This window comes from Affinirhizobium helianthi (assembly GCF_042680945.1).
Lineage (GTDB): Bacteria > Pseudomonadota > Alphaproteobacteria > Rhizobiales > Rhizobiaceae > Neorhizobium > Neorhizobium helianthi.
Genome location: NZ_JBHUEQ010000003.1, coordinates 205,070 through 231,641, shown reverse-complemented (window position 1 = coordinate 231,641; position 26,572 = coordinate 205,070). Strand labels below are relative to the sequence as shown.

The 26,572-nt window shown below is 57.5% G+C and carries 26 protein-coding genes and 1 tRNA gene; 10 read left to right on the top strand and 17 right to left on the bottom strand.

The genetic code is table 11. The features are described 5' to 3' along the window. Positions 1 to 48: 48 nt before the first annotated feature. Entirely contained in the window at positions 49 to 1,143 is a 1,095-nt protein-coding gene (locus ACFSE1_RS01685) for a zinc ABC transporter substrate-binding protein (RefSeq protein WP_377395616.1), read from the top strand. A gap of 42 nt (positions 1,144 to 1,185) precedes the next feature. Here the strand turns inward: ACFSE1_RS01685 and ACFSE1_RS01680 are convergent, their stop codons facing one another. The 3 genes from ACFSE1_RS01680 to gndA form a co-directional block, all read right to left on the bottom strand. Beyond that, positions 1,186 to 1,515, bottom strand: coding sequence for an RcnB family protein (locus ACFSE1_RS01680; RefSeq protein WP_377395612.1), 330 nt, complete (start codon positions 1,513 to 1,515; stop codon positions 1,186 to 1,188). A 174-nt stretch (positions 1,516 to 1,689) separates the two neighbouring features. Beyond that, positions 1,690 to 2,733 (bottom strand): L-glyceraldehyde 3-phosphate reductase, encoded by a 1,044-nt coding sequence (gene mgrA, locus ACFSE1_RS01675; RefSeq protein WP_377395609.1) that lies wholly within the window; start codon positions 2,731 to 2,733, stop codon positions 1,690 to 1,692. 111 nt (positions 2,734 to 2,844) lie between these two features. Next, a complete protein-coding gene (gndA, locus tag ACFSE1_RS01670; RefSeq protein WP_377395606.1) occupies positions 2,845 to 4,275 on the bottom strand; it encodes an NADP-dependent phosphogluconate dehydrogenase in 1,431 nt (476 codons plus the stop codon). 192 nt (positions 4,276 to 4,467) lie between these two features. Between gndA and ACFSE1_RS01665 the strand changes: the two genes are divergently transcribed. Then, the gene (locus tag ACFSE1_RS01665; protein ID WP_377395603.1) at positions 4,468 to 4,884 is read left to right on the top strand and encodes an SRPBCC family protein; all 417 of its coding nucleotides are present in this window, start codon (positions 4,468 to 4,470) and stop codon (positions 4,882 to 4,884) included. Here the strand turns inward: ACFSE1_RS01665 and ACFSE1_RS01660 are convergent. The 7 genes from ACFSE1_RS01660 to ACFSE1_RS01630 all read right to left on the bottom strand — a co-directional run bounded on the left by ACFSE1_RS01660 (position 4,874) and on the right by ACFSE1_RS01630 (position 11,313). Continuing rightward, positions 4,874 to 5,809 carry a lipid A biosynthesis lauroyl acyltransferase gene (locus ACFSE1_RS01660; RefSeq protein ID WP_377395600.1) on the bottom strand — a complete coding sequence of 312 codons (936 nt, stop codon included), beginning with the start codon at positions 5,807 to 5,809 and terminating at the stop codon, positions 4,874 to 4,876. The genes ACFSE1_RS01665 and ACFSE1_RS01660 overlap by 11 nt on opposite strands. A 4-nt stretch (positions 5,810 to 5,813) precedes the next feature. Further along, complete coding sequence (locus ACFSE1_RS01655; RefSeq protein ID WP_377395597.1) at positions 5,814 to 6,842, bottom strand: zinc-binding dehydrogenase; 1,029 nt, start codon at positions 6,840 to 6,842, stop codon at positions 5,814 to 5,816. A gap of 67 nt (positions 6,843 to 6,909) precedes the next feature. Then, positions 6,910 to 8,199: a beta-ketoacyl-ACP synthase gene (locus tag ACFSE1_RS01650; RefSeq protein ID WP_377395594.1), complete on the bottom strand. Its 1,290-nt coding sequence runs from the start codon at positions 8,197 to 8,199 to the stop codon at positions 6,910 to 6,912. 9 nt (positions 8,200 to 8,208) lie between these two features. Continuing rightward, complete coding sequence (locus tag ACFSE1_RS01645) at positions 8,209 to 9,411, bottom strand: beta-ketoacyl-ACP synthase (RefSeq protein WP_377395591.1); 1,203 nt, start codon at positions 9,409 to 9,411, stop codon at positions 8,209 to 8,211. 29 nt (positions 9,412 to 9,440) lie between these two features. Further along, positions 9,441 to 9,911 carry a 3-hydroxyacyl-ACP dehydratase FabZ family protein gene (locus tag ACFSE1_RS01640; RefSeq protein WP_377395588.1) on the bottom strand — a complete coding sequence of 157 codons (471 nt, stop codon included), beginning with the start codon at positions 9,909 to 9,911 and terminating at the stop codon, positions 9,441 to 9,443. Between the two features lie 26 nt (positions 9,912 to 9,937). After that, positions 9,938 to 10,222 (bottom strand): acyl carrier protein, encoded by a 285-nt coding sequence (locus ACFSE1_RS01635; protein WP_137137101.1) that lies wholly within the window; start codon positions 10,220 to 10,222, stop codon positions 9,938 to 9,940. A gap of 131 nt (positions 10,223 to 10,353) precedes the next feature. Continuing rightward, positions 10,354 to 11,313 (bottom strand): nucleoside hydrolase, encoded by a 960-nt coding sequence (locus ACFSE1_RS01630; RefSeq protein ID WP_377395584.1) that lies wholly within the window; start codon positions 11,311 to 11,313, stop codon positions 10,354 to 10,356. A 164-nt stretch (positions 11,314 to 11,477) separates the two neighbouring features. On the opposite strand from ACFSE1_RS01630, the gene ACFSE1_RS01625 reads away from it, so the two are divergent. Beyond that, on the top strand, positions 11,478 to 12,263 hold the full coding sequence (locus ACFSE1_RS01625) for a TSUP family transporter (protein WP_377396547.1): 786 nt from the start codon (positions 11,478 to 11,480) through the stop codon (positions 12,261 to 12,263). 10 nt (positions 12,264 to 12,273) lie between these two features. On the opposite strand, the gene cobU is transcribed toward ACFSE1_RS01625, so the two are convergent. Then, positions 12,274 to 12,798, bottom strand: a complete 525-nt coding sequence (gene cobU, locus ACFSE1_RS01620; RefSeq protein WP_377395581.1) for a bifunctional adenosylcobinamide kinase/adenosylcobinamide-phosphate guanylyltransferase — start codon at positions 12,796 to 12,798, stop codon at positions 12,274 to 12,276. A 513-nt stretch (positions 12,799 to 13,311) separates the two neighbouring features. On the opposite strand from cobU, the gene ACFSE1_RS01615 reads away from it, so the two are divergent. Together ACFSE1_RS01615 and ACFSE1_RS01610 are read left to right on the top strand one after the other, a co-directional pair. Beyond that, positions 13,312 to 14,310: a glycine betaine ABC transporter substrate-binding protein gene (locus ACFSE1_RS01615; protein WP_377395578.1), complete on the top strand. Its 999-nt coding sequence runs from the start codon at positions 13,312 to 13,314 to the stop codon at positions 14,308 to 14,310. Positions 14,311 to 14,397: 87 nt separating this feature from the next. Beyond that, entirely contained in the window at positions 14,398 to 14,748 is a 351-nt protein-coding gene (locus ACFSE1_RS01610) for a hypothetical protein (protein WP_377395575.1), read from the top strand. Positions 14,749 to 14,929: 181 nt separating this feature from the next. On the opposite strand, the gene ACFSE1_RS01605 is transcribed toward ACFSE1_RS01610, so the two are convergent. Next, entirely contained in the window at positions 14,930 to 15,043 is a 114-nt protein-coding gene (locus ACFSE1_RS01605) for an entericidin domain-containing protein (RefSeq protein ID WP_377396545.1), read from the bottom strand. Positions 15,044 to 15,235: 192 nt separating this feature from the next. Here ACFSE1_RS01605 and ACFSE1_RS01600 point away from each other — a divergent pair, with 192 nt between their 5' ends. Next, the gene (locus ACFSE1_RS01600; RefSeq protein ID WP_377395572.1) at positions 15,236 to 16,009 is read left to right on the top strand and encodes a formyl transferase; all 774 of its coding nucleotides are present in this window, start codon (positions 15,236 to 15,238) and stop codon (positions 16,007 to 16,009) included. 431 nt (positions 16,010 to 16,440) lie between these two features. Here the strand turns inward: ACFSE1_RS01600 and ACFSE1_RS01595 are convergent, their stop codons facing one another. Next, positions 16,441 to 17,337 carry a LysR substrate-binding domain-containing protein gene (locus tag ACFSE1_RS01595; protein WP_377395569.1) on the bottom strand — a complete coding sequence of 299 codons (897 nt, stop codon included), beginning with the start codon at positions 17,335 to 17,337 and terminating at the stop codon, positions 16,441 to 16,443. A 177-nt stretch (positions 17,338 to 17,514) separates the two neighbouring features. On the opposite strand from ACFSE1_RS01595, the gene ACFSE1_RS01590 reads away from it, so the two are divergent. Further along, on the top strand, positions 17,515 to 17,754 hold the full coding sequence (locus tag ACFSE1_RS01590; protein WP_377395566.1) for a hypothetical protein: 240 nt from the start codon (positions 17,515 to 17,517) through the stop codon (positions 17,752 to 17,754). A gap of 162 nt (positions 17,755 to 17,916) precedes the next feature. Beyond that, positions 17,917 to 18,939, top strand: coding sequence for a GlxA family transcriptional regulator (locus ACFSE1_RS01585; protein WP_377395563.1), 1,023 nt, complete (start codon positions 17,917 to 17,919; stop codon positions 18,937 to 18,939). Between the two features lie 57 nt (positions 18,940 to 18,996). Here ACFSE1_RS01585 and ACFSE1_RS01580 read toward each other — a convergent pair whose 3' ends face one another. The 3 genes from ACFSE1_RS01580 to ACFSE1_RS01570 form a co-directional block, all read right to left on the bottom strand. Then, complete coding sequence (locus tag ACFSE1_RS01580) at positions 18,997 to 19,833, bottom strand: response regulator (protein ID WP_377395559.1); 837 nt, start codon at positions 19,831 to 19,833, stop codon at positions 18,997 to 18,999. 145 nt (positions 19,834 to 19,978) lie between these two features. Then, positions 19,979 to 22,492, bottom strand: coding sequence for a GcvT family protein (locus ACFSE1_RS01575; protein ID WP_377395556.1), 2,514 nt, complete (start codon positions 22,490 to 22,492; stop codon positions 19,979 to 19,981). Between the two features lie 145 nt (positions 22,493 to 22,637). Continuing rightward, complete coding sequence (locus ACFSE1_RS01570) at positions 22,638 to 25,145, bottom strand: mechanosensitive ion channel family protein (RefSeq protein ID WP_377395553.1); 2,508 nt, start codon at positions 25,143 to 25,145, stop codon at positions 22,638 to 22,640. A gap of 199 nt (positions 25,146 to 25,344) precedes the next feature. Here ACFSE1_RS01570 and ACFSE1_RS01565 point away from each other — a divergent pair, with 199 nt between their 5' ends. Beyond that, complete coding sequence (locus ACFSE1_RS01565; RefSeq protein WP_377395550.1) at positions 25,345 to 25,596, top strand: GlsB/YeaQ/YmgE family stress response membrane protein; 252 nt, start codon at positions 25,345 to 25,347, stop codon at positions 25,594 to 25,596. Between the two features lie 49 nt (positions 25,597 to 25,645). Here the strand turns inward: ACFSE1_RS01565 and ACFSE1_RS01560 are convergent, their stop codons facing one another. Continuing rightward, on the bottom strand, positions 25,646 to 26,137 hold the full coding sequence (locus ACFSE1_RS01560) for a heme-degrading domain-containing protein (RefSeq protein ID WP_377395547.1): 492 nt from the start codon (positions 26,135 to 26,137) through the stop codon (positions 25,646 to 25,648). Positions 26,138 to 26,373: 236 nt separating this feature from the next. Here ACFSE1_RS01560 and ACFSE1_RS01555 point away from each other — a divergent pair. Further along, positions 26,374 to 26,449: transfer RNA gene (locus tag ACFSE1_RS01555), tRNA-Lys, on the top strand. The last annotated feature ends 123 nt before the right edge of the window (positions 26,450 to 26,572 follow it).

Genomic DNA, 26,572 nt, shown 5'->3' with positions numbered 1-26,572 from the left:
AACGCAACTTATGTAATAGTGTAACGGCTGCCTGAAAAGGACCCCCGCGTGAAGATTTTGCCCGCTTCCCTCTTCGCATTCACAATGCTTTCCTGCGCGACCCCTGTGCTTGCCGCACCGGAGGTCGTGGTCTCCATCAAGCCGATCCATTCCCTGGTGGCAGGCGTGATGCAGGGTGTAGGCGAGCCCAAGCTGATCGTCCAGGGCGCGGCATCTCCTCATACCTACAGCATGAAGCCATCCAACGCCCAGACGCTTGAGAAGGCAGATATTGTGTTCTGGGTGGGCATCAACCTCGAGACCTTTCTCGACAAGCCTCTGGACGCGCTGGGCAAGAAGGCCAAAGTGGTTTCACTGGCGGATTCACCCAATGTAAGCCTGCTTCCCTTACGTCAGGGCGGAACCTTCGAGACCCATCAACATGAGGCGGAGGACGGCGACGCCCACGACCACGCAGGCGCCCACGGCCATGCGGAAGCCCACAAGGACGCCGGAGCCCACAAGCATAACCACGCTCATCAGCACGCCGAAGCGGATGGCCACAAGCATGGGGACCACGGACACGATCACGACGCCCATAACCATGACGACCACGGCGACCATGACGATCACAACCATTCGCGCTTCGACATGCATATGTGGCTCGATCCTCACAATGCAAAAGCCATGGTCAAGGAGATCGAAGCCACGCTCTCCGCATCCGATTCTGCCAATGCAGCGGCATACAAGAAGAACGCCGAGGCCCTGATCGCGCGCATCGATCAGATGGACACGGACATCGCCACGAAACTCGCGCCTGTCAAGGACAAGCCTTCCGTGGTGTTCCATGACGCCTACCAGTATTTCGAGCGCCATTACGGGCTGAACGTTGTGGGATCGATTACGGTGAGCCCGGAAACAGCTCCCGGTGCGGCACGTCTTTCTGAAATTCAGGCCAAGCTGAAAACACTGAATGCGGGCTGTGTTTTTGCCGAGCCACAGTTTCAGCCGAAGCTGATCGAGGTTGTGACCGCTGGCACCAAGGCCAAGAGCGGCACGCTGGACCCCGAAGGCGCCACACTGAAGGAAGGGCCAGACCTTTACTTCCAGCTGATGCAGGGTCTTTCCTCATCCATGGCGGATTGCCTGACCAAAGCATCCTGATCAATCGAAAAGCGGCGGGTTCAAACCGCCGCTTTCTTTCTGTTATCGACCCGCGATAATGCTGGAGATGACGCCGCTGGTGATGCCGACCAGCAGGAACTGGTTCTCCACCCGCACCCAATGATAACCACGCGGCGGTGCGGAAAGGCGGTAACGGCGGTAATCCCGGATTTCGCGCAGGCGCGCACGCTCGGCACGCGACAGTTTTTGACCGCGATGCCAGCGCGGCTTCTTCACGATGGTGCGCTTCTCGATGATCGTCCGCTCGACCGTGCGGCCACGATCATGCGCCTTCGAACGGTGGTCCTGAGCCTGCGCCATGGGCGCTGCCAGAATGGTGGCAGCAGTCAACAGGGTGATGAAGCGCTTCATGTTTCAATCCTCGTATTTCATGAACTTACAAGGACATATTAGAGTTTTCTAAATGAATGGGGCGTGAACCGAATATTAAGTTTTATTAATATTAGCTTGGACTTAAGAGGATTATTTCAAGCAAAACTGGAAGGAGCGCCACAAAAAAAGCGCGGCACTCCTTCCGAACCATATTTAGCGGGACGGACCTTCACGCTCAGCCGAAGCGGCCCAGAGGTTGATATCCGCATCCTTGGCAAAGACTTCGATTTCAGCCAGTTCCGCTTCCGTAAAGTCAGGCTTATCCAAGGCCGCGACGCAATCCACCACCTGCTCCGAACGGCTGGCACCAATCAGGGCAGAGGTAACGCGACCACCACGGAGAACCCAGGCGATTGCCATCTGGGCCAGCGTCTGGCCACGCTTCTCTGCAATGGCGTTCAGGCCACGCAGGTTCTCGATGTTGCGATCGTTGAGGAAGGCTGGACGCAGGGACTTGCCCTGTGCGGCACGGCTGTCATCCGGGATGCCACCGAGATATTTGGAGGTGAGCATGCCCTGCGCCAATGGCGAAAAGACGATGGAGCCGATGCCGAGATCATCCAGCGTATCCAGGAGGCTATCCTCCTCAACCCAGCGGTTGATGATGGAATAGCTCGGCTGATGGATCAGGCACGGCGTGCCAAGATCCTTCAGAATGGCTGCGGCTTCACGCGTGCGCCTGGAATTGTAGGACGAGATGCCGACATAGAGCGCGCGGCCGGACCGCACGATGTGATCCAGCGCGCCGCAGGTTTCTTCCAGCGGCGTATCGGGATCGAAGCGGTGCGAGTAGAAGATATCGACGTAATCGAGCCCCATGCGCTTCAAGGACTGATCGCATGAGGCGATCAGGTATTTGCGGCTTCCCCATTCGCCATAGGGACCCGGCCACATGTTATAGCCCGCCTTGGAGGAGATGATCAGCTCATCGCGGTAGCCAGCGAAATCGGTCTTCAGGATCTCCCCGAAGGCAAGCTCGGCGCTACCCGGCAGCGGGCCGTAATTATTGGCAAGATCGAAATGCGTGATACCGAGATCAAATGCCGTGCGGCAGATATCCCGCTTGCGTTCATGCGGCGTATCATCGCCGAAATTATGCCAGAGCCCGAGCGAAATCGCCGGAAGCTTCAGGCCCGAACGGCCACAGCGATTGTATTTCATGCGGGAATAGCGGTCTTCAGCCGGTTGCCAGGCCATGAGTTCTCCTCCGAAATCGGACACTGAAATGGATAAGCCGCAGCCGAATGTTGACGCGGCGAAAAACAGCCGACGAAGCAAAGGGATGCCCCGTCGGCCTTTGATGCTTGATCAGGCGTTGAGGCCGCTGCCCCAGGGACCGTGATGCTTGTCCACACCATCCACGCGGTCGAAACCATGCGCGCCGAAGAAATCACGCTGCGCCTGAATGAGGTTGGCCGTGCCACGCCCACGACGATAGGTATCGAAGTAGGAAAGCGCAGAGGCAAGCGCCGGAACGGGCAGGCCCGACATGACCGCCGTGGAAACAACGCGGCGAAGCGCGCCATCCGTTTCCTGAACCAGCTGCGCGAAAGCAGGCGTTACGATGAGGTTGGCAACATCCGGATCCTTGGTGAAGGCCGATGTGATCTCATCCAGGAACTGCGAGCGAATGATGCAGCCCGCGCGCCAGATCTTGGCAATGGTTGGCATTGGCAGGTTCCAGCCATACTCCTTGGACGCCGCTGCCATGACGGCAAAACCCTGTGCATAGGCAGCGATTTTTGCCGCCAGCAGCGCATTTTCCAGATCGTCCAGGAAGGAAAGACCGTCTGTGCCAGGCATGGCCACCGTTTGCGGCAGGCCGAAAATCTTTTCAGCAGCAACACGCTCTTCCTTCTGGGAGGAGAGAACGCGGCCAGCAACGGCAGCTTCAATGCCCGTGGCAGCGACGCCGAGGTTTTGAGCCTCGATAACGGACCATTTGCCGGTGCCCTTCTGGCCAGCGGCATCGAGAATGACATCGACCATCGGCTTGCCGCTGATGGGATCGTTCGCGGCCAGAACCTTCTCGGTGATTTCGATGAGATAGGAGTTGAGACGGCCTTCGTTCCAGCGGCCAAACACCTTGGAGATTTCCGGAGCAGACAGTTTGAGACCGTCGCGCAAAATGCCGTAAATCTCCGCAATCATCTGCATATCGGCATATTCGATGCCGTTATGGATGGTCTTGACGAAGTGGCCTGCACCGTCATTGCCAAGCCAGGCAACGCAGGGCTCGCCATTGAATTTGGCGGAAATGGAGGTGAGAACCTTTTCAACGCGCTTCCAGCTATCTTCCGTGCCGCCGACCATGATGGAGGGGCCGTGGCGCGCGCCTTCTTCACCGCCAGACACGCCCATGCCGATAAAGGTCAGCGGGCTATCCTTCAGCGTGTCGAAACGGCGGATCGTATCGCGGAAATTGGCATTGCCAGCATCGATCATAATGTCGCCGGACGACAAATATGGCTCCAGCAATTTCATCTGCTGATCGACAGGATCACCGGCCTTGATCATGATGATAATGGGGCGCGGCGGGCGAATGGCCGCGACAAACTCTTCCAGTGTTTCGCAAGGGATAATCTGCCCCGCCAACTCACCGGCTTCTGCATAGAATTTGCGCGTTGCCTCCGGAGTGCGGTTGAAAACTGCGATCTTGTTGCCCTTCTCCGCGATGTTAAGCGCGAGATTGGAGCCCATGACGCCAAGACCGATAAGGCCGATTTCTGCCTGTTCCACGGAAGTGCCTCCATTGAGATTGGACGGGTGTTTTGGCACTCAACTAGGTAAGGGGCAAGGCAAAAGCCATGACAAATCGTTTAAATTTTCAGATGCGGATGGATGCTGACCGCCGCGTGCAATGGGCCGAGCGTTACTGTTGAAGTGTGGCGGGGGTGGCATATCTCGCATGAGAGGCCCGGAGGAAAGATCATGATCACAACATTCGAAACCAGAGCTATCCATGTATCGATCGCGTGTGAGTGGACAAAGGTTTACGCCTTTGCGTCCAATCCACACAACATGGCGCTCTGGGCCTCTGGATTGGGAAGCGGGCTGAAGCCCTCAGGCGATCACTGGCTGGCCGATGGTGGCCCAATCGGTGAGGTCAAGGTGACATTCGCAGCAGAGAACGATCTGGGCGTTCTGGACCATTGGGTCGAGATGCCATCCGGCCTCATCGTCTACAACGCATTTCGCATTGTGCAGAACGGCGACGGCGCCGAGGCAATCTTTCTGGTGACGCGTCTGCCGGGCATGTCTGCTGAGCAGTTCGAAAGCGATGCCCGGCATGTGGAAAAGGATTTGAGAAGGCTGAAGCAGCTGCTGGAAGAGCAGATCACCGCTTGAGGCTGTGCTTGATGTTCCAGCGGTCATGATACCAAAGCCACTGTTCAGGGTTTTCCCTGACCCAGCTTTCCACCTTGTCGTTCAGCATCTGGCCTGTTGCCTGAACGTCCACGGCACCCGTGGCGGTGCGCGGGATCTCAATCTTCGGCTCGATTTCCAGCCGATACCGATTGCCGGGAAGCCGGATGCAGCGGGCCGGATAGACCTCGCAATCAAACTGGCGCACCAGCTTGGCAAGAAGCGGGTTGGTCTGCACTGGCAGCCCGAAGAATGACGTGCTGAGCCCCTTCTGGAACTTCTGGTCTACCAGCACGCCGATGCCCTTGCCTGCCTCCAACTGCCGCGCCAGAGCAAAGGAAGAGCCCGCGTGAGACGGCACAAGCTTGCCCATTCTGGCGGAACGGAAGGAGAAGACTTTTTCCGCGATATAGGGGTTGTTCGGCGGGCGGAACATGACCGTCACGTTCAGGCCGAAGGCAGAACCCGCGACAGGCAGAAGTTCGAAACAGCCGGTATGTGCCGTGAAGACGATGAAGGGCTTGGGATCGTCACGCAGACCGAGAAACAGCGGAATGCCACTTACCTCGATACGACCCGGCTCTTTCGCCTCCGGATCGAAATCGAACAAACGGTCGAGAAACACATATTCCGCCGCAAGCCGCCCCATATTGCCCCAGCTTGCCAGCGCGATACGCTCCCGCTCCGCTTCTGATTTCTCAGGGAAAGCGTTGGCGAGGTTGACCAGCATCAGCTTGTGACGGCTGGTCATAGGTCCGACTTTCCGCACCAGCCAATCTGCGAAGTTCAAGGCGGGATCAGCCGGAAAGATCTTCAGGAAATTCAGGAAGCCGAAAGCGATCTGCGCCAGCAGCCATTGCCGGAAATGGCGCGCTGCCAGCACAATTCTCGTGATCAGCATCTTCAATGGATCAATCCATCCGCAAGATGATTTTGCCGAAGATCTGGCGGCCTTCCATGCGCTGGAGGGCCTTGTCGATATCGTCAAAGGTCACTTCCGTATCGATGACCGGATGAACGATGCCGCGCGCCATTTTCTGCATGGCATTGGCCATGTTTTCCATGCGGCAACCGAAGGAGCCAAGCAGCTTCAACTGCTGCTGGAACAGCATCATCAGGTTCATATCTGTCGAGACACCGGAGGTGGAACCGCAGGTGACCAGACGGCCGCCGCGCTTCAGGCACAGCATCGAGCCAGCCCAGGTGTCCTTGCCGACATGTTCGAAGACGACATCGACGCCCTTCTTCTTGGTGAGCTTGCGCACGACGCCTTCGAAGCGGTCGGTCCGGTAATTGATGACGTGATCGGCACCCAGTGCCTTTGCCTTCTCGATCTTGTCATCGGAGCCAACCGTGGTGATGACGGTGCAGCCAATCTTCTTGGCAAGCTGGATGGCCGCAGTTCCAATGCCGGAGCCGCCGGCATGAACGAGAATGGTCTCACCGGGTTCGAGCTTGGCATTATCGAACAGCATGTGTTCGACCGTGCCGAAGGTAACGGGCGCAAGCGCTGCACCGACCGCATCCACACCCGGAGGTGCAGGCACCAGCTGGCGGGCCGGAATGTTGATCTTTTCCTGCGCGAAGCCATCCAGATGGAAGCCGTGAACGCCGGAAACATGTTCGCAAAGATTATCCCGGCCTTCGCGGCACGGCTTGCAGAGGCCACAGGTGCGCGCACCATAGATCGAAACCAGCTGGCCCGGCAGGACATTGGCAACGCCGGGGCCGATAGCCTCGACGACGCCGGAGGCTTCCGCACCGATGGTGAGCGGCATCTTGCGCTTGGCAAAGGCCATGCCGCGCCAGCCCCAGACATCGATGTGATTGAGAGCCACCGCCTTGACGCGCAGCGTTACCTCACCAGGTGCAGGCGCTTCCGGCTCCGGAATGTCCGTTGCTTCAAGGCGTCTATCATCGATCAGTTGCAAAGCGCGCATAGATTTTTCCTTCGCCCGAAGGCGTCAAAGACTGTGTGCTGGATAGCCAATGTGTTGGAGCCGGCTTTTAAGCTGGCTCTGCTGTCATGACAAGACTTGCATTCTGCCCGCCAAACCCGAAGGAATTGGAGAGAACCGCCTTTACCTGCTGGTCCCGTTTCACATTCGGCACAACATCCAGAATGATCGAAGGATCAGGATTCACATGATTGATGGTGGGCGGCAGCGTGCCGGTCAACATGGTCTGGATCGAGAACACGGCTTCGACAGCGCCTGCCGCCGTCAGCGTATGACCAATCATCGACTTGTTGGACGAGCATGGAATGGAATCCTTCAGGCGATCCCCGAAGACCGCCAGCATGGCACCATATTCCATCTTGTCGTTTTCCGGCGTGGAGGTTCCATGGGCGTTGATATAGCCGATGGCGCTTTCGTCCAGCCCCGCATCGGCCAAGGCCGCGCGGATGGTGGCAATGGCAGGCCCACCATCCGGCGACGAGCGCGTGCGGTGGAAATGATCCGCCTTTTCACCACAGCCTTTCAGAATGCCCAGCACTTTCGCGCCGCGAGCAACCGCCGATTCCAGCGATTCCAGCACGAGGGTTGCTGCACCTTCGGCAATGACAAAGCCGTCGCGATCCTTGCTGAAGGGCTTGGATGCCTTTTCCGGCGGGTCGTTCTGCGTGGAAAGCGCCGACAGAAGCGCAAAGCGAATGAGGGCTTCGGCGCTGACGGAACCATCGGTACCGACTGTCAATGCGCGATCCGTGCGGCCCTGACGAATGGCTTCCACGCCAAGCTGGATGGCCGTTGCACCAGACGCGCAGGCTGTGGACAGCGTGACCGGCAGACCACGCGTGCCGAACGCATCGGAAAGACGCTCCGAAATCGAGCCGAATTGCGCCGCTTCCAGAAATACCGGATCCGGGCGCTGACGCATGGCCGCCAGGAAGCGGTCATAGGCATCGTCCTCACGCTCCGGCGGCGGCGCTCTGTCTGCCAGCTCGAAACGGGCGCTCCATTCCGGCTCGACCGGCGGAGCGGCGAGGAAGAGAGGGCCGTTAAAATCGCCTGAAAGACCGGCCTGCGCGAGAGCTTCCTGTGTGGTGGCATGTGCGAAGGCATAGGAGCGCTCGACAGCGTTTTCACGCGGGAGCTTGATAAAATCCACCGTACCGCTGATGCGGGTGGAGAGCCCTTCGGTGGGGAAACGCTCAATCTTGTGAATGCCGGACGTGCCGGAGGTCAGCGCTGACCAGTTGTCAGTGAGCCCCTGCCCCAGCGATGTGATGACGCCCATGCCGGTAACCGCAACAATCGGGCGGCCCAGATGATCTCTGAATGCGTTCGTGCTCATCTTTGATCCTCAACCGTTCGCGGACAGAACTGCCAGACCTTCGCCGCGGATATAGCCGACGGAGGTGACAATGGCGCGGTGTGCCGGCTGCTGCATGCTGCCTTCATGATCCGGATCGAAGGCTGGAACCGTTGCCTTGCCATCCAGCGAAAGCGCGGCCAGCGCCAGACCCAGCGGGAACTGTGCTTCCATCCCGTGCCCGGTTACGCCGCCGAAGCCGCGAATAGGTGCGCCGGGGAAAATCTTTTCCAGAACGGACTTTTCACGCGAAGCCAGTTCGCTCATGCCGCTGCTGCCGGAGAAAACGACGGCATCCTTTGCACCGCCCTCCGCCAATTGGCCGAGACGCTCCAGGCGCTGCTCGAACTTGCCGTTGTCGCGATTGCCGCGATCAGCTTCGATACCATCAATCACAGCATAGATATGCGCGCCACGGGCCTCGGCATATTCACGCGATTCCAGCACCAGAAAGGCACCGACGGAACCCATGATCATGCCGCCGCCTTCTGAGCCATCACGCGCCCAGAGCGGTGCCCATTCACCGGTTTTATGGGCGCGGATACCTTCAACGAGCAGAATGATATCCGCACGTTCGGCAACGAATGCGCCACCGACGAGAGAATGGGTGGACTGCCCAGCCTTGATGCGATGATAAGCGGTTTCAACCGCAGAGATACCGGCGGCCTCCTCACCCATAAAAGTGCGCGAGGAGCCAGTGACCTTATGAACGATGGAAATATTGCCCGCCAGCAGGTTGGAAAGCTGGGCGAGGAAAAGCGTCGGGCGCAGTTCGGTCGTCAGCTTCTCATTGAGAAGCCGCTCCCGGTCGTTGCGCTTCAGGGCCTCGTTGACGATCAGGCTATCCACCTTGATGTCACGCTCACCGCCGCCTGCCGCAACGATCATATCCATCGTTCCGCAAGCATCCGCATTGTCCTTCAGCCCTGCATCTTCCAGAGCCAGACCTGCGGCGAACACGCCAAGACGCTGCCAGTTTTCCATCTGGCGCTGGTCACCTCGCTTGGGGATCTGCTGCGACCAGTCGATTTCCGGCATGGGATGGATCGGATACGGCTTGAACCGCTCCACATCCACATGGGGAGGAAGGATCTCGCTGCCGGTCAACAAGGCCAGATGCGGTTCCTTGCCAACGCCACGGCAGGTGACGATGCCGACACCGGTAATTACAACGTCATTGGCTGACTTGCTCATTTCAGCTTCAACCTTTCGGATGCGCGCCCTCAACGGGATGAAAGCGCGTTCATTAGTCCAACTTCGCCGGCGCGCTTGCGCACGATCTCGGCAAGGGGCACTTCATCAAACGGCATGGTGCGCAATTTCAATTGCGCATCGCAGACCTTTTTGCCCGCAGACGAAATTTTTGCCTTGGTCACCGCGTAGCCGGAACCCTCGTGCTCAAGAAACACATCGATATCCAGAACCGCATCAGGTTCCACAAAGCTTCGCATTTTCGCGCCATCAACCGACATCAGAAACGGCATGGCCGCAAAATCGGAAGCAGCGAGAACGAGAAAACCGCTCGCCTGCGCCATGGTCTCAATAAGCAAAACCCCCGGCACGAGTGGCATACCGGGGAAATGGCCTTCAAAGACCGGGCTATGGCTGGGCACCACGGATTGGGCCCGGAGAGTCTTGGCATCGAGATCGACCGCTTCGATACGGTCGATCATCTGAAAATACTCAAGAAGCATTAGGCTTTGCCGCCAGCAATGGCATTTCAGCCCTTCGCTGCCCTCAACTCATCGATCTTGGCGCAGAGGTTCTTCAGAACGAAGTACTCTTCGGTGGAAACCTTGCCTTCGTTCACTTCCTGAGTCCACTGCTCGAGCGGGATCTTGATGCCGAACTCCTTGTCGATCGCGAAAACGATATCGAGGAAATCAAGGCTGTCGATTCCCAGATCGTCAATCGTATGGCTCTCAGGCGTAATGGTCTCACGATCGATTTCGCTGGTTTCAGCAATGATGTCGGCGACTTTGTCGAATGTAGCGGTCACGCTCATATCCTCTGAATTCTGTCAGTTAGAGTTCCACATAGGGAAATCCGGCTTCAATGCCAATGGCCTGCGAAGCCCGGAGCGGAATTTTGCACTGGCACTGTTGCGTAAACAGCAATTTGTTGTTGACGAGGCGATCAGGCAGCCCGGCCAGAAACAAGCGCCGCACGGATAACCGCAAGAACTTCATCCGCCTTTACGGAAACGGCGACCTTCTGGCTTGGCAGATCATCCCATGCGCCAGGCGGGAAACCCCGGCCATCCGGCTTCTGTATGGTTTGTCCGTCCGCAATGCCGCCGCAGACGACACGGATTGAACCGCTGCGGGTTTCAAAAAGATCGGGACGAACCAGATAGACGGCCGCGCAGCTATCATGAATGACCATGCCATCGCCCACGCGCGTCTTGTAAAAGTCTATATAAAGCTGTGAAATATCCGACAGAAGCTGGATATCGGAGCCGCCTTCCGCCACCATATCCGCCAGATAGCCGCTCGTCATCACCGTCTGCATCGTGACATCGAGGCCAATCACGACGACCGGCCAAGGGGCCGTCATCACCACATCCGCCGCTTCCGGATCACCATGAATATTGGCCTCCGCCGCAGGCGAGACATTGCCGTTCACATCGAATGCACCGCCCATGATAATGACGCCGCGAACGAGCTTGGTGATTTCCGGATCCGCCTTCAGGGCAAGCGCCAGATTCGTCATGCGACCGACCGCAATCAGGGTCACTTCGCCCGGATGGGCGCGCACCGTATCGATGATGAACTGGAATGCAGGACGCGAATCGGCAACCCGGTCAATGTTCTCCGGGATCGGGACATTGCCGATTCCATTATCGCCATGGATGGCAGTCGGCCAATAGCTTCCACCCCGCGAGGGATCGAAGGTCTGCCCTGCCCCTTCAGCAACGGGCGCCGGAATTCCCCAGGCGGAGCCGAGGTAAAGCGCATTGCGCGTGGTCATCTCAATCGGCGCATTACCGAAAACGGTGGTTACGCCCACAAGATCAATCTGAGGATGCTTGTGCAGAAAAAGCAGCGCCATTGCATCGTCAATGCCGGGATCGGTGTCGAAGATGACCTTGTGCATTCGGATATCCTTACTCTCAAATTTGTCCGCACAATAACTGGCGGTGGTAAAGACGCAAGACTGCCCGGCAAGCACAATCGGACGTTTTGCACCGGAGATAGACTTGCACATGGGCAGCGACGGTGACAGAAGGCGCAAGCCTCAATTCTGACTGGTCAATCCCCGTGCACGATATCGCCTTTCACCTTCTTCTGCTGCTGTTTGCGGCTGCCGTTCTGGCTGGTTTCATCGATTCGATCGCCGGAGGCGGTGGACTGGTGACGCTGCCCTGTTTGTTGCTGGCGGGGTTTCCGCCGCTGGAAGCGCTGGCGACAAACAAACTGCAGGGAACATTTGGCTCCGGTTCCGCAACCTTTGCCTATGCGCGGCGTGGCCATGTGAAATTGAAAAAGCAGATGCCGATGGCGCTCATTGCCTATGTGGCAGCAGGCATTGGTTCGTTGATCGCCTCACATGTGCCCGGACATTATCTCGCAACAGCAATCCCCTTTCTGCTGATCGGCATTGCTCTCTTCTTCGCGCTCAAGCCGAGGCTTTCAGATGAAGACAGCACGCAACGGATCACACCGACCATCTTCGCGGTAACGGCAGTTCCGCTGGTTGCCCTTTACGATGGCATTTTCGGACCAGGTGCCGGATCGTTCTACATGCTGGGCTTTGTCATGCTGGCAGGCTTTGGCATGTTGAAGGCTACCGCGCACACGAAGCTTCTCAACCTCGGCTCCAATCTTGGATCACTGACAGTCTTTGCGTTGAACGGTGCCATCTTGTGGAAGGTGGGGCTCGTTATGGGGGCTGGGCAATTGATTGGAGCGCAACTGGGTTCCGGTCTTGCCATGCGCAGCGGCGCGAAAATCATCAAGCCGCTTCTGGTCATCACCTGTATTGCGCTGGCGACAAAGCTGCTGTCAGACCCCAACCACCCCGTTCGCATGTGGCTTGGCTTCTAGACCAAAACCGCTACTTCATTTTGAGCGGTAGCCCCGCGGCAATGAAGAAGACCTCATCGGCAACCTCCGCCAGACGCTGGTGAAGGCGCCCCGCATGGTCCCGGAACTGGCGGGCCATGCGATTCTCGGGCACGATGCCGAGGCCGACTTCATTGGAGACGAATATAACCTTGCCTTGAAAATCGCGAAGGCTGGCAATCAGCAATTCAGCCTCCGCATCGACATCCGCATCCGCCATCATCAGATTGGTGACCCAAAGGGTGAGGCAATCGACCAGAATGACGTTTTGCGGCTCGGATATTTTCGCAAGAGCTTCCGCCAGTCGAAGCGGTACTTCATGAGTCTGCCAATGCTCCCCGCGCTGCATGCGATGCAGCGTAATACGCTCCCGCATCTCGTCATCCCATGCCTGGGAGGTTGCGATATAGTGGCGCGTCAGGCCGCAATCGGTGGCAAGACGTTCTGCAAAACGGGATTTTCCCGAGCGTGCGCCGCCGAGAACAAAAGAGATGCGGGCCTGGGTTTCCAATGACATGACACCCTAGAGAAGGCAGGAGACAGGCCCTGCGTTGCAAGATGCGAAAGCGGCAAATTCGTAGCTGAAGAGGTTGCCGCCTTGCTGATCGCACGCGCTTTTCGCAGGGCCCTTGAACCCCGGAGAAGCGCACCCGGCGGCGAATGCCGCCCGTCAGCGGGCTTTGACCGTGGATCCAATTGTTTGGAACAAAAATAAACGCTGCGCATCCATTGCGCAAGAGCAAGACATTGCTCGCCACGTGTAAAGCGGCTCCGGTACGCACTACCTGCCGGAGCCTCTGCGGCGCTGCCACGGCCAACTGATAGCCCGATAAGTGTTACCGAGGCGTTAGCGCCGGATGCCTTTTTCAGCAGCGACGCAATTTTCTTCAAAATGTTCTGACGCGATGGAAAGCAGGCGGGTTCACAACACCGCGTTTACCGCCCTCAACCGAGGGAAATAACTTGATTTTTTTGGTGATTGCGACACGCTGTTTTCCATGTTCGACATAGATGCAACCAGGATGATGGGATGCGACAGAGCCTACTCTTTGCCATAGCAGGAACGGCACTCGCCCTCTTCAGTGCGCCGCAGGCTGCCTCTGCCTGCGGCGAGGTGGAGATCGCCAGCATGAACTGGGAGTCGGCCGCTATTGCAGCCGAAGTGGACAAGTTCATTCTGGAAAAGGGCTTCGGCTGTCAGATCCGGCTTGTCAAAGGAGACACCATCCCGACATTCGAAACCATGCTTGCCAATGGCAAGCCGGACATTGCGCCAGAACTCTGGGTCAACTCCATCAATGAAAGGCTCTCCGAAGCCGTGCGCTCCGGAAAGCTCGCTCAGGGGGCGGAAATCCTGGCCGATGGCGCCGTTGAAGGCTGGTGGATACCGAAGTTCATTGCCGATGCACATCCATCCATTCGCACCGTTCAGGATGCGCTGGCCAATCCGCAACTTTTTTCCAAGGAGAATGGCGAAGGGCGAGGTGTTGTTCACAGCTGCCCGCCGGACTGGGCTTGCCGTGTCACAACAGCCAATCTTTTCCGCGCTGTCGGCGCACAGGACAAGGGTTTTGATCTGCTGAATACATCGAGCGGCGAGGAACTCGAAGCATCCATCGCCAAGGCAATCGCGGCAAAGACTGGCTGGCTGGGCTATTACTGGGCGCCGACCGGAATTCTGGCGCGGCATGAAATGGTGAAGCTGTCCTTCGACGTACCCTTCGACCAGCTGGAGTGGGATAGCTGCACATCGGTAGCCGGCTGCCTCAATCCGAAGGTCAACTCCTACCCCACATCGCAGGCCTTTACCCTGATGACCGCCGCCTTTGCCCAGAGGGAACCGGAGATTTCATCCTATCTGCAACAGCGCAAATGGGGAAATGCGACGGTGAGCGCGCTGATTGCCTGGAAGGACGACAATAAAGTAAGCCAAACGGAAGCAGCCCGGCATTTTCTCAAGGAAAATCTCGGCATCTGGACCCGTTGGCTTTCGCCGGATGTGGCAGAGAAGGTAAAGTCTGCGCTTTAACCATGTTTGTATGTTCTACTATTGAGAGCGACTTGCCCGGCCTGTAACTTCCAAGCAAGGAATCAAGCTTTGCGGGGTAGAACAAACATGAATGCAGTCGCTTCTATTGGCAGCCGTGAGACTGTTGCAGATGCCTTGGCCGGGATGAGCCAGGATCACGAAAACTGGCTGAAACTGATGATGGACAATCCGGCAGGTGACGATGTGCTGCTCGACGGCATCCACCTGTATCTTGATAATGCCTCAGGCGCACGCTTCCTCAATACCTTGAAGCTGCAGCAATGTGGTCAGTGGCTGGGAAACATCACGCCCGGCCGGCTTCAGATCAGGCTCATGGAAGCGGCCAGATCCAGCCAGCACCCCGCCTATACCGCCTTTCGTGAAGGCCTTCAGAAGTCCGGCGGCGTGGACAAGGCCTATCCCAAGGCAAAGGTGTAAGCCTCCGCGCCCTCCACGTCTGTCAAACTGCGTTGAGCGGTTTTGAATGCCCGAAAACCAAGTGCGAGCATCTCAGATGATTCCGCTTTGACCGGGAAATGCTCCGGTGGACAGAAAGGCCGTCCTTACGCTTGGCGAAGGACGGCCTTTTTCATGTCTCAAGCTTCAAGCCCGGAGTTACTCAGCGCGCTGCGCGCTCGACATTTCTGCCAGCATCCTGAGTGGCATTGACCGTGTTGGCAGTATCCTTACCAATGCCGCGAATCGTATTGCCGCACGAAGCGAGCGAAGCCATAGAGGCGAGAAGAGCAGCGACGACGCAGACCGATTTGACCGTCATGGTGAATAACTCCAAGAAAAAAAATGGACGACATAGAACCGGAAATTCGATTTCCGTGACTGCTAACGTACAAAGCAGGAAAAGGTTCACATCGTTGTGAGCAAATTTGCGCCTCAAGTCAGACGCCCCCGGAGCGAAGGCAACCACATGACGAAGAATACACAGCGTCTGCTCATTCTCACCGCGGGCGGCATCAATCCGCAGGTCATGGTCAACGCGCTCAAGCAGCGCTTCCCATCTCTGGAAATCATCGAAGAGGATTACGAGAGCAAGCTTTCCGTGCTGAAGCGCCGCGCAAGGAAACTGGGCTGGGCACAGGCAATTGGCCAGTTGGGAACGATGGTGTGTTCGCGACTTGGGAAAAAGGTCGCCGCGCAAAGAAGTGCCGAGATTATCCGGCAGTTCAATCTGAACCCGGGACGGGACCATGACATTCCCACCACACGCGTGACATCCCTGAACGATGCGCAGGCCGTGGCGGCGATACAGCGCTATCGGCCCGATGTGATCTTCACGATTTCCTGCCGTTTGCTTTCCCGATCGACACTGGCGGCAATCACCTGCCCCATCGTGAATTTTCATGCCGGAATCAATCCGGCCTATCGCGGCCAGATGGGCGGCTACTGGTCTCGTGTAGAAGGCGATGAAGCCAATTTCGGCGGGACACTGCATCTCGTCGATGCGGGAACCGATACCGGAGCCACTCTTGCCGAATTTCGCGTCAAACCCGCAGAGAATGACAGCATAGCCACCTACCCGCTTTTGATAACAGCCGCCGGTACGCAAATCGCCATCGATACGCTGGAAAAGCTGTTAGCGAACGAGATCGAGCCCTATTGCGCGACAGGACCTTCACATCTGCGCTTTCCGCCGCCACTGTGGACTTACCTTTGGCTGGGTTTCACGCGCAATATCTGGTAAGCCACAGCCATCCTTTGCCGCAATATGGCCAATCCACAGATTGTGGTGTCCGTTACGACTTGATGCCGGGCCGTAACATGCATTAAACATTCGTGTCTGATTTCTGGAAAGTTTGATCCAGGTCAGCTACGCGCAGGGGCGATGGCATAAAAAGAGATCAGGCAGAAAGCCTGTCTCAAGGTCTCCACCCGGCATGAAGCTGGGCGCACAGAATGGAAAGGCCGTACAGATGCATTATGACTGGAGTGGCGCCGAGCACCGTCGGCGGACTTATCTCAGATTTAGCTGGCTGGTAATTTCAGTAGCAGTGGTCCTGACAGCAGCAATTTTACACCTGAGCTGACCTGACAGCTCTCCTTTGATGCAAAAGCTGGATCTGGCAGAAGAATCGTTTGCCGAACTGCCAGATCTTCATCCACATGCGCCAATCCTCAGGCTGCATCCTGCTCCATTTGCGCATAGGCTTCACGGATTGTCTCCGAAACAGCCTTGGCAGGAATCGAGAGATCCGCAAGCGTCAGCAATCTCACATCGAAAGACATGAGTTCCGGCATTCCCTCGCGCGGCCCCAAAACCCGCATATCATCTGTCAGATAGGAGCGCGCCAGCGGTGCGACGGCGAGATCGGAAATGACCGCAGCACGCTGCGCCATGGTGCTCGCGCTGAGATAGGCAATGCGATAGGGGCGCTTCGCCTCATCCAGCTTGCGCAACGCATCCTGCCGCCAGAGGCAACCGTCTTCCCAGATCGAAACCGGCAGCGGATCCTGCAAATGGGCAGCACCGCATTTCGCTCCGGCCCAGACCAGCTTTTCGGTGTAGACAACCTCGCCTTCGCTTTGCAACTGGCGGGAGGAGGTGTTGATAAGCGCAAGATCCAGGCGCTGTTCTTCTATGCGCTTGCGTAAGTTCGTACTGGAATCGACCGTCACATCGACCATGATGCCCGGGAACTTACTGGCGAAATCGCGCAGGATACCGGGCAGAAGGCGTTCGGCGATGTCATCCGCAGCGCCCAGGCGGACAACGCCAGACAGTTCCGGCATGACGAAGCGCGAAACGGCCTCATTGGAAAGCGCGATAAGCCGCCTTGCATAGGACAGCAGGATTTCACCCTGCGGCGTAAGACTGACGGAGCGCGCATCACGCAAAAAGAGCGTCGTGCGCAACTGATCCTCGAGCTTCTTGATCTGCATGGAAACTGCCGATGGCGTGCGCAAAACCGCTTCGGCAGCCGTAGAGAAATTTCCTGTATCCGCTATCGCAATAAATGTTCGCAGCACGTCATTATCGAGCAGCGGAAGATTGGCGCGGAAAGGAACCGTCATAATCCTATCTTTCAAAAAAACTTATATTGAAGAGGATACCAGTTTATTTCCCTTACAGTCAATTGAAAGCAATTCCGCACCAGAAGAATCACTCATTTTGATATTTCACATCAAAAACATTTTCTTTTTTGATAATTTATCTCATGCGACCTTTCGAGATATCGAAAGGAGCCGATCATGTCCTGCACAACCTGCCCTGCCCTTGAAATGTCGCCTATACCTGCCGTTTCGCCCTTGAAGGGGCTGCAAAGCCTTCCGGCACGGTTCATTGATCGGCTTGCGCGAGCCTACCGCCAGCACAGGGAACTGGCTCACCTTGAAGCCTTGCCGCTTGATCTTCGCAAGGACATTGGCTGGCCGGCGGCAGATCTGTGCCGACATCGGCAATACCATTCTGCCAAACAGCCGCTCTCTTGAAGAGAGCCACGGGGCAGGTTTTATCGCCGCAATGTGAGCAGTTCCCGGCCTGTCGCACACAGAACATCTTGCGCGCCGCCGTTCGTTGCTTCAATGTCGCTTTCAGAACACTGCAGCCCGACTGTTCACGCAAGGAATAGGGGCTTGCCACGGAGCCCTCACATGACCACAAAACCGCAGGTCAAAAAAAGAACGCTAGTCTTCTTCCTCGTCCCGGAATTCACGTTGCTGCCGTTTGCTGCCGCAGTCGAAACACTGCGGATTGCCAACCGTATGCTAGGCTATAGTGCCTACGAATGGCGGCTGACCTCGGCCGATGGCCAGAAGGTCTATTCCTCAAGCGGCATCGCGGTGGAGGTTGATTCTTCCCTCACCGATGAGCGGCGCAACCTGGGCGGTGAACACCGCCCCAACATGGTGCTGATCTGTTCCGGCATCAATGTGGAGGAATTCGCGAACCGCTCGGTCTTCGCCTTTCTCCGCGAGACCTACAATCGCGGTGTTGCGGTTGGCAGCCTCTGTACGGGCGCCCATGTGCTGGCGCAGGCCGGCCTGTTGAATGGCAAAAGATGCGCCATTCACTGGGAAAACCTGCCCGGCTTTGCAGAAGCATTTCCGCAAGCGGAGGTCTACGCCGATCTCTACGAGGTCGATGGCAATCTCTACACCTGTGCGGGTGGCACAGCCTCTCTGGACATGATGCTGAACCTCATCGGTCAGGATTTTGGCGAGACGCTGGTAAACCGCGTATGCGAACAGCAACTGACGGACCGTGTGCGCAATCCGCACGACCGTCAGCGTCTGCCATTGCGGGCGCGGCTGGGCGTGCAGAACAACAAGGTGCTGCAAATCATCGAACTGATGGAGAGCAACCTTTCCGAACCCCTCTCGCTGGTCGATATTGCTGACAGCGTTGGCCTTTCCCGTCGGCAGATCGAAAGACTGTTCGCGCAGGAGATGGGGCGCTCCCCTGCCCGCTATTACCTGGAAATCCGGCTGGATCGCGCACGCCACCTTCTGGTGCAATCATCCATGCCGATTGTCGAAGTTGCCGTTGCCTGCGGCTTTGTTTCCGCCTCGCATTTTTCGAAGTGTTATCGCGAAGTCTACAACCGCTCGCCGCAGCAGGAACGCGCAGACCGCAAGCTGGTTTCCAGCACGCCGCGCGCCCGCATTTCAGCCTGACCAAACGCAAAGAGGCGACCCTGAAGGTCGCCTCTGAGCTCGGGAGGTCTGTTTACGTCAAGCCGCAGGGCGCTGCTTGTTGGCCTGATTGCTCTTGATCTGAACCAGGGTATCGAGGTTCTGATTCACGCGGCAATAGAACTCTTCGTCAATGAAGGGGCGCAGCATGAAGTCATTGCCGCCAGCCTTCAGGAACCGTGCGGAGAGCAAGCGATCCGTTGAAGACGAAACGCCGATAATGCGTAGCTCGTGTGACCCGCGAACGGAGCGAATACGGCGAGCCAGTTCGAAGCCATCGATATCAGGCATGTTGTAGTCTGTTACAACGAGGCCGATATCCGGGTTCTTCTTGAGAATATCCATAGCCTTGGAGCCATTCTCGGCTACGCTGACGCGGAAATTGTAGCGCTTCAGACGCGTGGAGAGCAGCGCGCGGGCCGTCGGGCTATCATCGACAATCAGCACGTGATGGCGATGATTGGTGAGGAAGCGGCAAACCGACTCGACCAGCATCTCCACCGCGAAGACATTGTCCTTCAGAATGTAATCGACAATATCCTTTGCCAGCAGCTTTTCACGTGTCTGCTCGTGGAACGTGCCCGTAAACACGATGGTGGGAATGTTCAGGTCCACCAGATATTCCAACGCCTCGCCGTTTTCCGCACCGGGGAGATTGATGTTGGAGATCGCGAGCGTCACCGGCTCTTCCGACAGCTCATTGGCCATCATCAGATCTTCGTAGGTACGGCAAATCTCCGCATCGATCCCGAAGATCTCTTTGAGCCGCTGGCGGATCATGGACGTAAAGACGTTCGAATCTTCAGCAACAATAATCCGGGCTTCCGGAAACTGTTCGCCTGTATACTGCATGCCGGAAATGCCAAGATAAGTCATGATCGCCTTCTATCTCCTCAACTGCTGAGAATTTAAAGCAGATCACGTTGCCAAATATTTAAACGCAAAGGTGGCGAGAAATGGATTTCAATAGAAAAGCGGCCCAAAAGAGCCGCTTTCCAAACTATGGTCAATTAAGTCTTATTCAGGCGCGCAGGACATTGTTGTCCGGATCGAATGGGCTTTCGCCCACAACCTCTGCATCGTAAAGCGAACCCAGAATTTTGACCTTCAAGCGTGTGCCAATTGCAGAATGTTCTGGATTGAGCATGGCAAGCGCCAGAGATTTCTCAACGCGCCAACCATATCCGCCGCTCGTGACGCGACCGACCACCTGACCGGCCTCGTTGTAGATTGCCTCAGAGCCGCGTGCATCGACATCCGTCGTGCCCTTGACCTCGAGCGTGCTGAAGTTCCACTTCAGGCCCTTCTCCTTATAGGCCAGCAACCCGTCACGACCGATGAACTGCTTCTCAGGCTTGATGAAGCGCTCCAGGCCGGATTCATAGGCATTGTACTCGATCGACAGTTCGCGGCCCATGTTGCGGTAGGATTTCTCCACCGCCATGGAAACCATGGCCCGGATACCGAAAGGCTTGATACCGAATTCAGCACCAGCTTCCATCAGCTTGTCGAAGATGTAGTTCTGCATTTCGATGGGGTGATGCAGCTCCCAACCCAGTTCGCCAACGAAGTTGACGCGCAAGGCATGAGCCGTGGCCACACCGACGGAGATCTGCTTCGCCGTCAGCCATGGGAAATCCTTGTTCTCAAGGCTGGTGCGGGTCAGCTTCTTCAGAAGATCGCGTGACTTCGGACCGGCCAGCACAAGCACCCCGTATTTCTGGGTGATGGGCTGCAGCGTTACGGAACCGTCCTTCGGAGCAAGGCGCCACAGCAGATCATGGTCATGCGCTTCCAGACCACCGGCGGAAACCATGTAGAAGCGGCCAGGAGCCCATTCGTAAATGGTGAACTCTGCCTTCACGCCACCTGCAGGTGTCAGTATATGCGCCAGCGTGATGCGGCCGCGCTTCTTCGGAATGGCGTTTGCGAAGATGCTTTCCAGCCATGCACGAGCACCCGGACCGGAAACCTCGATCTTGGCAAAGGGCGACATATCCAGAACGCCGACATTCTGCGTGACGTTCTTCACTTCATTGCCGACATGCTGCCAGTAGTTCGAGCGGCGGAAGGACCACTTCTCGACATAGCGCCCGTCATCCAGTGCCGGTGCATAATTGTGGTTGGTGATGACGTCCGCGCCAACGCCCTTTTCGCTTTCCGGCAATTCATAGCCTTCCGGCGCATACCAGTTCGCACGCTCCCAGCCGTAAACGGAACCGAAGACGCCACCGAGCTTCTTGAGCTTATCGTAAATCGGCGTGGTCTTCAGCGGGCGAGCAGCGGAGCGCTCCTCATCCGGATAGTGCATTGTGAAGACGTTTGCATAGGCCTCTTCGTTCTTTGCGATGAGGTAACCCTCTGTCGCATAGGGGCCGAAGCGGCGGGGATCCACACCCATCAGATCGACGGTGGGCTCGCCATCCACGATCCATTCCGCCAGCTGCCAGCCAGCACCGCCAGCCGCGGTGATACCGAAGGAATGACCTTCGTTGAGCCAGAAGTTCTTGAGGCCCGGAGCCGGACCGACAATCGGATTACCATCCGGCGTATAGGCGATCGCGCCGTTATAAACCTTCTTGATGCCGACTTCGCCGAATGCCGGAACGCGCGCAATCGCGGTTTCGATATGCGGCATCAAGCGATCCAGCTCCTCCTGGAACAGTTCGTATTCGCTTTCCGCCGAAGGGCCATCGACATAACAGACCGGCGCGCCGACTTCGTAGGGCCCAAGGATCAGGCCGCCAGCCTCTTCGCGCATGTACCAGGCGGAATCGGATTCACGCAGGACGCCCATTTCCGGCAGCCCCTGACGACGGCGCTCCTGAATGGCCGGGTGCGGCTCTGTGACGATATACTGGTGCTCGACCGGGAGGACCGGAATGTTGATACCAACCATCTCACCCGTTTTGCGGGCGAAGGAACCCGTACAGGAGATGATGTGCTCGGCAGTGATTTCGCCCTTGTCCGTCGTGACCTTCCACAGCCCGTCCGGCTGCTGCTCGATGGCCGTGACAGTCGTGTTACGGTAGATGGTTGCGCCGCGATCACGCGCGCCCTTGGCAAGCGCCTGCGTGAGGTCGGCAGGCTGGATATAGCCATCGTCAGGATGCTGGATCGCACCGAGCAGACCATCGGTTTCGCACAGCGGCCAGATTTCCTTGACCTGCTCGGGCGTCAGAATATTGACCTTGACGCCAATCGTCTCTGCGATACCGGCATAGTACATATACTCGTCCCAGCGATCCTTCGTGCGGGCGAGACGGATGTTGGAAACCTTCGAGAAACCGACATTCATGCCAGTTTCCTGCTGAAGCTCCTCATAGAAATTTACGGAGTATTTGTGCAGCTGGCCAACCGAATAGGACAGGTTGAACAGCGGCAGCAAGCCGGCTGCGTGCCATGTGGAGCCGGAGGTCAATTCCTTCCGCTCGATGAGTACGACATCGCTCCAACCCTTCTTGGCCAGATGATAGAGCGTTGATACGCCGACAACGCCGCCGCCAACGACGACTGCCCTCGCATGTGATTTCATCGATACGACCCCTCTGATATGGCCGCGAACCCGTGGCAGGTGCGGCGGAATAATACGGGCTGACTATGCAATCACAGGGGCTTTGCCAAACGCCTGTTTACGACATGGGAACCGCTTGCCGCGACTCTGGAAAAATTCCTCCGCCTCAGACGGAAGGCTTCGGATTGGCATCCTCCGCTCCAGCCAAAGCTTCCTGCGAACGAGACGCATCGGCTTGCTTTTCTGCGACGGGTGGCCTTGCCGTATAGAGTGTTCCGCTCACCTGGATATCCTGTCTGGTAAAGGGAATCTCGATTCCTTCTTCGGCAAACCGCCGCAGGATTTCGCCGCGCATGTGGTTGCGCACGCCCATGCCATCCGTGATATCCGCCACATGGAAGCGCAGCTCGAAATCCAGCGAGGAAGCGCCGAAGCGCAGGAACTCCACATGCGGTTCCGGATTGCGAAGCACCTGCGGCACACTGGCGGCAACCTCCAGAAGCAGTTCGATGACGCGACGCGGATCTGAGCCATAGGCAACACCGACCGGAATTTCCGACCGCTGCATGCGGTTGCGATGGGTCCAGTTGCCCACCGCCGCATTGATGAGATCGGAGTTTGGCACAATGATCGACTGCTTGCGGAAGGTTTCGATTTCAGTTGCGCGAACGGAAATGCGCTTCACAATGCCTTCAGTCGTGCCGGTAATGATGTGATCGCCAACCTTGAACGGCCGCTCCACCAGCAGGATGAGGCCGGACACGAAGTTCGACACGATGTTTTGCAGGCCGAAACCGATACCGACGGAAAGCGCACTGGCGACCAGCGCAAGGCTGGAAAGATCGATGCCCGCCGCGGAAACACCCACCACGACAGCCACACCGAGGCCCAGATAGCCGATACCCGTCTTGACCGAGTTGCGCACGCCCGCATCCACCTGGCTGCGCGCCATCACATTCCGGTCGATCCAGCGCTGTGCAAAGCGGGTGAGCATATAGCCCGCGAGGAACAGCAGAACGCCGATCAGGATGCCGACCAGCGAGATATTGATGTTGCCGATGCTGATCTGCGTGAAGAGCCGGATGGCGGCCGCTTCAATGTCCTGAATCTGGAAGCCCCAGGTCAGGAGAATCATGGGCACGACAAAGATGATGGCAAAGGCATAGATGCTGAGGCCAGCCACGAGACCGATCTGATCCAGCGCGATCTCATTGAGCTTGTAGCGGGCGGCCGCATAGCGCCCCACCGAGGTTTGCGCAAAGGCCCCCTGCTTGCCGACAGCCTTGCCGGACAAAATGCCGATATAGCCAGTGACCAGCAGAGCCCCCGTCAGCACGATTTGCGTCGCCATGAAGCGAGCAAGCCCGATATAGCCCGATAGCGCCGCCAGGATGAGCGCGATGCCTATGGTGCGAAGAGCGAGCGGAAAGCCGCGTGGCCACGGCCGCCCTGGGGCATCCGGGTCCATTTCCTTGGCCAGTACGGGCTTGAGGAAAGACATCATGATGATGATGGCGCCGATCAGCAGCGAGGCGGCAAGGCTTTTCACGATAGCCAGGACCACCGGAGAGTTAAGGACCTCGCCCACCTCGGTCAGTACGAAGTCCAGCCCGTTGATCAGCGACATGGAGAGGAACAGCCAGAACAGAACCCGCGCGCCGCGATTCGTGACGCGCACCAGCCGCCAATGCGGGAAATCTGGCGCCAGCACCAGCGAGGAAAGCCGCGAAACGAAAGCGACCGCCCAGACGAAGCCCAGGGAGCTACCAATCAGGGGACGGATGTCGGGCCGCAACACACCAAAACTATGCAGGAAGAAATAGGTCGAGGTCAGAAAGGCCGACAGGCTGATGGTGGACAGCACCAGCGACCAGAAGGCAAAGGACAGGCGCGTGATATAGGGCGGGTTATCCAGGCTCAGATCACGTTTCACCATTTTGCCGAGGGCGCGGTAGCCCCCGGCCAGGAACAACAGTGCCGCACCAATCGAAAGAACGATCGCCGCCACCAGCTGCAGTTTCTTGAATTTCCAGGCAAAGGTCAGCCATCCCGCCATGGTTTCCCGGAAACCGGCCACTTCTTCGCCGAAGCTTGAAGCTGCATCGACCATGACGCCCCAGGAGAGGTCCGTATGCTTGAGCAAGGCATCGGAGAAGAGACGACGGCGCTGCTCGGTGATCCTCGCCGACAGATCGCGCGCGGTATTGGCCAATTGACCGATTTCAGTCGAGGCCGCAGTGACTTCCGCGCGCTCCGCCAGAAGGCGACTGCGCTCTTCCGTCACGACCGGGGCTTCCGGCGGCTGACCTTCCTGCGGGGGATCGCCAAGCTCCTTGACGCGCGCCTGGATCTGCTCCAGCCGCTGCTTCAAGCTTGCCGTGTGCTCGTTGAGTTTTCCGAGGGTATCGTCCGCCTGCGACTTGAGATCGGCAAGCTGCAGATCATCTACATCTTTCGCACCCGATCGCGCACCAATCGAATCCAGCACTTTCCTGGCTTCGGCAACATGCGCCTGCAGCTTGGCTTCGCCCATGCTGGCGGCCTTTGGAGGAGGCTGTGGCGCATCCTGCGCAAGAGCCGCTAACGGAGTTGCCGCCGAGAGCGAAAGGGCAACGAGAATAAACAGCATCGCCCGCAAGGCAGGAAGGGTGAAACCTGGCGCAATTTTCTGCAACGTCGTGACCTCAAACAAGCGGCACCATGATGGGACCGAACGGGTGGCAAGGGATGCTTCGAGTCTTGCCGATTCGCAATGGGCGGCTCTTGAAGATGATGCAGGCGGCGGAACTAAGGCATTCATCCAGCAAAGGAACACAATGCCGCAATTTGCGTTGTCTGGCCGTCAGAGGTTCACAATGTGAGAGGGCTCCACAATGGAAGATGCAGGTATCGGCTGGATCGCAGCAATCATCATCGGTGGCATTGCCGGTTGGCTCGCAGAGCAGTTCATGAAGAGCAACATGGGCGTTCTCATGAACATTCTGTTGGGTATTGTCGGCGCAATCGTGGCCAACGCCATTCTGGGCGTGTTTGGCGTCGCGCTGGGTGGCTGGATCGGCTACCTCATTGCAGGCTTTATCGGCGCATGCATTCTCATCGCCATCGGCAGGGCCATCAGGCGCTAGGACAACATTTTCAAGGGGCCGGCCCGCTGCGGCAGGTCGGCCCCTGCCCTCAGGCCAATGTGGGCACCACCGCCCTTACGCCCAGAAGCTCGGCCAGCCCCTCCACCGCCAGATTATGATCATCCCTTTGCGGCAGGCCGGAAACCGTGACGGCACCAATGCACCCAACGCCCTTGACGCGGATCGGGAAGCATCCGCCATGCGAGGCAAAGTCAGCGGTAGAGAGTTCCCATTTCGCTTCCAGTGTCGTTTCGAGCCGTTTCAGCTCCAAACCTATGGCGTAGCTTGGCCTTAAAAGCCGCAAGGTCAGATTGCGCTTCCTGCGGATCCAGTGCTCGAAGTCCGGCCTGCCACCCGGCAGATTCGTGAAGAACGCCTGCATGCCGTTGATGGTGACATCCACCGCCAGAACCTGTCGACGCGACACGGCAAGTTCGCGCAATGTCGCACCGAGGCTCCACGCCGTATCCAGATCGAAGCGGTCAAACTCCAGGGCCCGCTCCTGTTCGGCAATAATTTCCAGGTCTTCGACTACGCTCATCGTGTTCCTCCCGCTGCTTCGCGTTTGCGGCCTAGCTGAAACACCGAAGAGGGCCAGAGCAAGCAGTTTTTCCACAAGGTGGCAAAAAGCCCGCAAATGCCGGGCTTTCCCAGAACAGGCGAAACGCGGTGCGAAAATTTTCAAACTTTTTTCGAATGGACGCTAGACAAGGCATCAAAGCCCCTTTATACGCCCCCTCACACCACGGCGCACACAACACCAAGCGCCGACGGGATGGGTGATTAGCTCAGTTGGTAGAGCAGCTGACTCTTAATCAGCGGGTCGTAGGTTCGAGCCCTACATCACCCACCAAAACACTTCAACATCTTGGAATGATTTGTTTTCCGCTGCGTGGCCATATTTTTGGCTGAGTTTTCCGTCGTGCATCAACGCAACAAAAAGCCGCCTGGTCGTGACCGGCGGCTTCCTAGATCA

Excerpts from the sequence above, each read along its gene's own strand:
- mgrA (WP_377395609.1), bottom strand. The coding sequence starts at position 2,733 with ATGGCCTGGCAACCGGCTGAAGACCGCTATTCCCGCATGAAATACAAT.
- ACFSE1_RS01600 (WP_377395572.1), top strand. The coding sequence starts at position 15,236 with ATGACGAAGAATACACAGCGTCTGCTCATTCTCACCGCGGGCGGCATC.
- ACFSE1_RS01580 (WP_377395559.1), bottom strand. The coding sequence starts at position 19,833 with ATGACTTATCTTGGCATTTCCGGCATGCAGTATACAGGCGAACAGTTT.
- ACFSE1_RS01635 (WP_137137101.1), bottom strand. The coding sequence starts at position 10,222 with ATGAGCGTGACCGCTACATTCGACAAAGTCGCCGACATCATTGCTGAA.
- ACFSE1_RS01640 (WP_377395588.1), bottom strand. The coding sequence starts at position 9,911 with ATGCTTCTTGAGTATTTTCAGATGATCGACCGTATCGAAGCGGTCGAT.
- ACFSE1_RS01650 (WP_377395594.1), bottom strand. The coding sequence starts at position 8,199 with ATGAGCACGAACGCATTCAGAGATCATCTGGGCCGCCCGATTGTTGCG.
- ACFSE1_RS01560 (WP_377395547.1), bottom strand. The coding sequence starts at position 26,137 with ATGAGCGTAGTCGAAGACCTGGAAATTATTGCCGAACAGGAGCGGGCC.
- ACFSE1_RS01595 (WP_377395569.1), bottom strand. The coding sequence starts at position 17,337 with ATGACGGTTCCTTTCCGCGCCAATCTTCCGCTGCTCGATAATGACGTG.
- ACFSE1_RS01605 (WP_377396545.1), bottom strand. The coding sequence starts at position 15,043 with ATGGCTTCGCTCGCTTCGTGCGGCAATACGATTCGCGGCATTGGTAAG.
- ACFSE1_RS01610 (WP_377395575.1), top strand. The coding sequence starts at position 14,398 with ATGAATGCAGTCGCTTCTATTGGCAGCCGTGAGACTGTTGCAGATGCC.
- ACFSE1_RS01575 (WP_377395556.1), bottom strand. The coding sequence starts at position 22,492 with ATGAAATCACATGCGAGGGCAGTCGTCGTTGGCGGCGGCGTTGTCGGC.
- ACFSE1_RS01665 (WP_377395603.1), top strand. The coding sequence starts at position 4,468 with ATGATCACAACATTCGAAACCAGAGCTATCCATGTATCGATCGCGTGT.
- ACFSE1_RS01590 (WP_377395566.1), top strand. The coding sequence starts at position 17,515 with ATGTCCTGCACAACCTGCCCTGCCCTTGAAATGTCGCCTATACCTGCC.
- ACFSE1_RS01645 (WP_377395591.1), bottom strand. The coding sequence starts at position 9,411 with ATGAGCAAGTCAGCCAATGACGTTGTAATTACCGGTGTCGGCATCGTC.
- ACFSE1_RS01680 (WP_377395612.1), bottom strand. The coding sequence starts at position 1,515 with ATGAAGCGCTTCATCACCCTGTTGACTGCTGCCACCATTCTGGCAGCG.
- cobU (WP_377395581.1), bottom strand. The coding sequence starts at position 12,798 with ATGTCATTGGAAACCCAGGCCCGCATCTCTTTTGTTCTCGGCGGCGCA.
- ACFSE1_RS01630 (WP_377395584.1), bottom strand. The coding sequence starts at position 11,313 with ATGCACAAGGTCATCTTCGACACCGATCCCGGCATTGACGATGCAATG.
- ACFSE1_RS01655 (WP_377395597.1), bottom strand. The coding sequence starts at position 6,842 with ATGCGCGCTTTGCAACTGATCGATGATAGACGCCTTGAAGCAACGGAC.
- ACFSE1_RS01565 (WP_377395550.1), top strand. The coding sequence starts at position 25,345 with ATGGAAGATGCAGGTATCGGCTGGATCGCAGCAATCATCATCGGTGGC.
- ACFSE1_RS01615 (WP_377395578.1), top strand. The coding sequence starts at position 13,312 with ATGCGACAGAGCCTACTCTTTGCCATAGCAGGAACGGCACTCGCCCTC.
- ACFSE1_RS01585 (WP_377395563.1), top strand. The coding sequence starts at position 17,917 with ATGACCACAAAACCGCAGGTCAAAAAAAGAACGCTAGTCTTCTTCCTC.